The organism is Wolbachia pipientis (assembly GCF_001752665.1).
Taxonomy (GTDB): domain Bacteria; phylum Pseudomonadota; class Alphaproteobacteria; order Rickettsiales; family Anaplasmataceae; genus Wolbachia; species Wolbachia pipientis_A.
Genome location: NZ_MJMG01000001.1, coordinates 148,503 through 154,156, shown reverse-complemented (window position 1 = coordinate 154,156; position 5,654 = coordinate 148,503). Strand labels below are relative to the sequence as shown.

At 32.2% G+C, this 5,654-nt stretch carries 3 protein-coding genes and 2 pseudogenes; all 5 read left to right on the top strand.

Annotated elements, in window-relative coordinates; genetic code table 11:
- Positions 1-310 precede the first annotated feature (310 nt).
- Positions 311-1,330, top strand: coding sequence for a tRNA (adenosine(37)-N6)-threonylcarbamoyltransferase complex transferase subunit TsaD (gene tsaD / locus BIY23_RS00780; RefSeq protein WP_070064661.1), 1,020 nt, complete (start codon positions 311-313; stop codon positions 1,328-1,330).
- Between the two features lie 259 nt (positions 1,331-1,589).
- Entirely contained in the window at positions 1,590-1,757 is a 168-nt protein-coding gene (locus tag BIY23_RS05165) for a hypothetical protein (RefSeq protein ID WP_186820121.1), read from the top strand.
- Positions 1,758-1,963: 206 nt separating this feature from the next.
- Positions 1,964-2,842 (top strand): hydroxymethylbilane synthase, encoded by an 879-nt coding sequence (gene hemC / locus BIY23_RS00775; protein ID WP_070064660.1) that lies wholly within the window; start codon positions 1,964-1,966, stop codon positions 2,840-2,842.
- Positions 2,833-3,261, top strand: a pseudogene (locus BIY23_RS00770) (FAD-binding protein); the annotation flags it as partial. The gene hemC and the pseudogene BIY23_RS00770, both read left to right, overlap by 10 nt.
- 1,680 nt (positions 3,262-4,941) lie before the next feature.
- Positions 4,942-5,523, top strand: a pseudogene (gene murB, locus BIY23_RS00765) (UDP-N-acetylmuramate dehydrogenase); the annotation flags it as partial.
- Between the last annotated feature and the right edge of the window lie 131 nt (positions 5,524-5,654).

Sequence of the window (5,654 nt, the reverse complement as noted above, 5' to 3'; positions counted from 1 at the left end):
AAACATTACAACCGGTTGATTGAAATAATAACTTTTTTCTTCTTCACTATTGGTAGCCCTTTGTTCAAAATATGAGCCTGTATCTCTAATGTTTTTTATTTTTGACTCAATAACCATAATCTATTTTTGCCCTTTAAATTCACTCTTGTTGTGCATACTTGTTATGCATACAACTAGCATTATTTACATTAGTATATTAATTGTAAAAATGCGATCAATATAAAAATTCCATATTTATATTCCATATATTTTATTCTTTACAGAGAAATATCAATTTGGTATAGGTACAAATATTGAGCTAGCTATAGACATGAAAAATCATACCATTTTGGCTATAGAAACCAGCTGTGATGAAACTGCCGTAGCAATTATAAACAGCAATAGAGAGATTCTTGCTCATGAAATTATTTCTCAAACAGAACACAAAATACATGGTGGTGTAATACCTGAAGTTGCATCACGTGCACATATGGAACATCTAGGTTATCTAGTAAAAAATGCAATAAAAACATCTGGTCTTAATTTTATTGATTTAGCTGCAATTGCAGCTACTTCAGGACCTGGACTCATAGGTGGATTGATGGTTGGCACAATGATGGCTAAAGCAATTTCACATGCAATAAAAAAACCTTTTATTGCAGTAAACCATTTAGAAGCACATGCGTTGGTAATTAGACTGCTACACAAAGTAGAATTTCCATTTTTAGTTCTATTGATATCTGGTGGTCATTGCCAATTTTTAATAGCACAAGATATAGGCAAATATATTAAACTTGGCAAAACACTTGATGACTCTATAGGAGAAGCATTTGATAAAATTGCCAGAATGTTAGGCTTAGGCTATCCAGGTGGCCCTATAATTGAAGAATTCGCTAAACATGGTAATGGGAAAAGGTTTAATTTTCCTAGAGCAATGATAAAACGTCAAGGCTGCGATTTTTCATTTTCTGGAATTAAAACTGCAGTAAAAATTTTACTAAAAAGACTTAAATTAAACGAAAGAAATATATGTGACATATGTGCTTCATTTCAGGAATGTGTCAGCGATATATTACTGGATAGGGTAAATAATGCTATAACAATGGCTAAATCTCTTAATTTTACACTTAATGATTTTGTTATCTCTGGAGGAGTTGCAGCAAATAATTTTTTAACAGAAAACCTGAAAAAACATATATATTTAAATATACTTTCTCCTCCCAAGCATCTATGTACAGATAATGCTGTTATGGTTGGGTGGGTAGGTATTGAACGACTGCAAAGAGGTTATATAAATTCAATAGACTTTGCACCAAAAGCTAAGTGGAGCTTGGAAGATTATATATACTAAATTGAGCTTATGCAGTACGTTAATACTGAGATTAGCAATCCAGAATCATGGTAAATGTTCTTTCACCGTCAAGTCCCATACATCTCATCATAGTCTTAAAAGAAATCTAATGCATATACGTAAATTCTGACTTGGCAAATTCCACACAATATGTTTACATATTGTATATATAATTTCTGATTTAATCTATGCTATGTTATAGTAAGCAAGGAGTATACATGGACAATATAGATTTACAAATCCTGCTAATCTTGATTTAATGTTTAACAACGAGATACCATATGGTAGTGGTTATTTTAAAATCACAGATCTTATACACGATATACACAATGATAATGTTGATATTCACATGAAAGTTGAGATGCTAGATGCAAAACATAATAAGATAGCAGATAGAAATATCTCTGCAGTGGTAGAATGGTATTGAAAGTGCATGAATATAGATAATTTAAATCATACTTTAAGTGTACACAGTAGTAATCATAACATCTTGGGTATAAAGCAAAATATGGATAAGCTCATAAATACGTAGAGAAAAATACTTAACAGGTTTTTAAATCCATTACAATATATTCTTAGTGAATTTATCAAATGATAAATTCACTTTGTTAATAAGTTTCATTATAAATATAAATGTCAATCAAAATAGGCACTAGGGGAAGTAGTCTCGCAGTTGCACAAGCTTTGGAAGTGAAACAAAAATTATTAGATCATTTTCCCAGTTTATCTGTTGAGATTGTTAAAATTAAAACTTCTGGAGATAAATACGTCAGCGTAAATCTTGCTAAAATAGGAGGCAAAGGATTATTCATAAAAGAGATTGAAAATGCATTACTTACAGATAGCATAGATATTGGTGTCCATTCTCTTAAGGATGTGCCTGCATTTTATTCACCAGATTTAACAATTTCGTGTATTTTGAAAAGATCAAGCCCATATGATGTGCTTATTTCCAGTACATATAATAATCTGCAATCTCTACCATTAAATGCTACAATTGGTACTTCCTCGATAAGGAGAAAAATTCAATTACTTAATTTCAGACCAGATTTAAACGTAATACCTATACGTGGAAATGTAACAACTAGGCTTCAAAATAATTTTTGTGATGCAATAATTCTAGCTGAAGCTGGATTAATAAGACTAAATAAACATTACTTTATTACTGAAATATTGCCACCAACAATTATGCTAAGTGCCGTAGGTCAAGGGGCAATCTGTGTGCAATGCAAAAAGACTAACTTTAAAATAATCGATATGATAAAAAAAATAAATGATAATAAATCTTTTATCAGAATAAAGTCAGAACGCAGTTTTCTAAAAACAATCAATGGGTCATGTTTTACACCTACTGCAGCTTTAGCTAAATATCTAGATAAGAATACACTACACTTACGTTGTATGTTAGCAAATGAAAAAAAAACATGTTTTACTGAACGCATTGCCCCTATAGAATATGCAGAAGAAATTGGGTTAGATGCTGGGTTAGAGTTAAAAGCACGATGTTTTTAGAATCACACGGAGTGTGCCGTTATCATGTATTAACATCTAGAATTACGTGGTTGAATGTAGGCGGACTAGCTGATATATTATTTAAACCATATAATATATCTCATCTATCATATGTGATCAAAAATGCTGCATTACCAATTAATATAATTGGAGCAACATCCAATATAATAATTAGAGATGATGGTATTAGAGGTATAACTATCAAACTAGGCAAAGAATTTGCCTATATTAGACATAAAAATAATAACTCTATTGTTGCAGGTGGTGCAGTATTACTTAGCAATCTTGCTCATTTTGCAGCAGCGCAAGAGATTAGTGGATTTGAATTTTTAGTAGGTATTCCAGGAACAGTAGGAGCAAGTATAGAAATGAATGCAGGTGCATATGGTAACAATGTTGCAAGCATCGTACAATCTATTAANTGCTTGTGATTTATTTGCCTCCATTGCAACACATTTTCCAAACAGAAGCTTTGGGAATTTATGGTGAGAAAAATGATGTTTCTTTTATTTAAATAATTATCCAAATTTCATTCAGATTTAATTTTTCTGGCATTATTCACTTCGAGTGTTTTCTTGTTTAATGAAACCGGCAAATTCATCCGGCTTCGATGGGAAAGAAGGAAGAATAAAAAGAAGAGTGTTCATAATACCGGTCTCTTGTCGCTCGTTTAGTTTTTATACCGGTACATCATTTTATTTTTTCCGAAAACGTTGACTTTTGAAAATCGTTTCCATTGTTTTGAATTTTTTTGAGTATTTTTGCCCGCTGATTATGAATTTCAGAATGAAAACAAAATCTTTATGATTTACATCAAATATGAAATAGTTGCATATTAATCTACATTAACAATTTTTGATCAAAAAGCAGCAATTTCTCTCCCCCAACAGCAGGACAAAACTCAAAACTCAAATTGGAAAATCCGCAACAAGGCAATAATGGCAGTGATGGTTGATGGGAAACTAAAATATGATTGAAAATTCATTTTAGTATTCAATTCATATTAATATTGTAGAAAATTGGTATTGTTCTACTGTTTCCGAGTCGAGGCATTTATATATCACTGACAAAATGAAAAAAAAGAAGAAATTTTCTATGATCCATCCAAAATTTGTACGAAAAAAATCTTTTTAGAAAAGGCTTTTTCGGCATGATATGTATATGTATGTGTTTTACAGAAATTAGATTTGAGTCCTTTTATTAGTGGCACATTATTGCTTAATACTCACTATTGGCTGCCTCCGATGCGAACATTCACTGATTAATGTAGTCCCAAAAGTCGATATTTTATTTCCATAACACATTCAAAATGCCATCCGCCTTAGGGCAATAAAGCAAATATGATGATGATCACAGATATGTGGGTCAGAAATAGGTCAAATTCAAAGCGTTCGTAGCTTATCTTTATCTTCTCTATCATTTTGCCCGCGGATTGTCTGTCAAACATCCTGCTGGAACTTGTTGCCCAGAGTCAGTCAAAGTGCATTCCCAGATTGTGATTAAGGTATTTTTTCTTTTACTGATATAAGAAGACAAAGAAAGAGTCACTCTCTTAAAGATAGACAATAACTCTGTAGGATTATTTCCATTCCATAACATTTAACATTCGTAAATGGCACATTTCCATTTCCATTTCCATTTCCATATGTTATATTTAATTTATCCGAAATGGCACCCTTGTAGTTTTGTTTCCCACTTTTAGGATCCTCCTGTTAAAAAGTAATTAAACTAAAATATTGTTTTTACTGTTTGCTCGGAGAGAGGGGCTTTTGTGGTCGCCCAGAAAAAAAAAATTACCTTTTTGTTAGTAAATGTTTTCCACTTGTTATGCTAGGGTTTACATAAAAAACGACGGTTGGCATTTGCCGGTGAAAACAGGCAGTTCAGGGTACAGGCCCTGTGATTCTGATGAAGAAAAACGAATTTCCTCTAAATTATGCCTTCTTTCCCTCAACAGGCAAGACGGCAGCCGTTTTTATGTGGCCCTAGCACTAACTTAACAGTACAATATTCTTTTGAACATTTTGTAAAATTTCAAAAATTATAAAATTGATCTATGATTTTATGCATTTGGAAAAGCATGCATTAAAGGCTATAAAGCAGCAGCGCAAGAGATTAGTGGATTTGAATTTTTAGTAGGTATTCCAGGAACAGTAGGAGCAAGTATAGAAATGAATGCAGGTGCATATGGTAACAATGTTGCAAGCATCGTACAATCTATTAAAGCAGTTGACCTAGAGGACGGTAACCTGCACACGTTTTCCAACAAAGAAATGGGATATATGTATCGGAAACATAGTTTAAAAGGAAAATGGATATTTGTTGAAGCAGAATTTAAAGGCACGCAATTAGAATCTGCATTGATAAATGCCAAAATGGGAAAAATTATTAATGAGAAAAGTAGAAGTCAGCCAACTATTGGAAAAACTGCTGGATGCATTTTTAAAAATCCAAAAACTTATAAAGCGTGGGAATTAATAGACGCAGCAGGATGTCGCGGATTATGTTTGGGAGGAGCACAACTCTCTGAGCAACACTGTAACTTCTTGTTAAACTACAATAATGCAACTGCGTCTGATTTAGAAAATCTAGGAAATAAAGTGCAAGAACTGGTGAAAGATAAATTTAATATTAAACTTGAATGGGAGATACGCATTTTAGGGCAAAAGATATTGCAGTAGACTCTTTAATTTCGCAAGAAACATATTCTATAGTGGATTAGGTTGAATTAGAGATTTTAAAGAAATAAGATGTATTTTAAGATTAAGTGCTTTTCCAAGCAATACTTATAGTTTTACAGAGGATATCTTGT

Coding starts and splice junctions, on each gene's coding strand:
- tsaD (WP_070064661.1), top strand. CDS start 311: ATGAAAAATCATACCATTTTGGCTATAGAAACCAGCTGTGATGAAACT.
- BIY23_RS05165 (WP_186820121.1), top strand. CDS start 1,590: ATGTTTAACAACGAGATACCATATGGTAGTGGTTATTTTAAAATCACA.
- hemC (WP_070064660.1), top strand. CDS start 1,964: ATGTCAATCAAAATAGGCACTAGGGGAAGTAGTCTCGCAGTTGCACAA.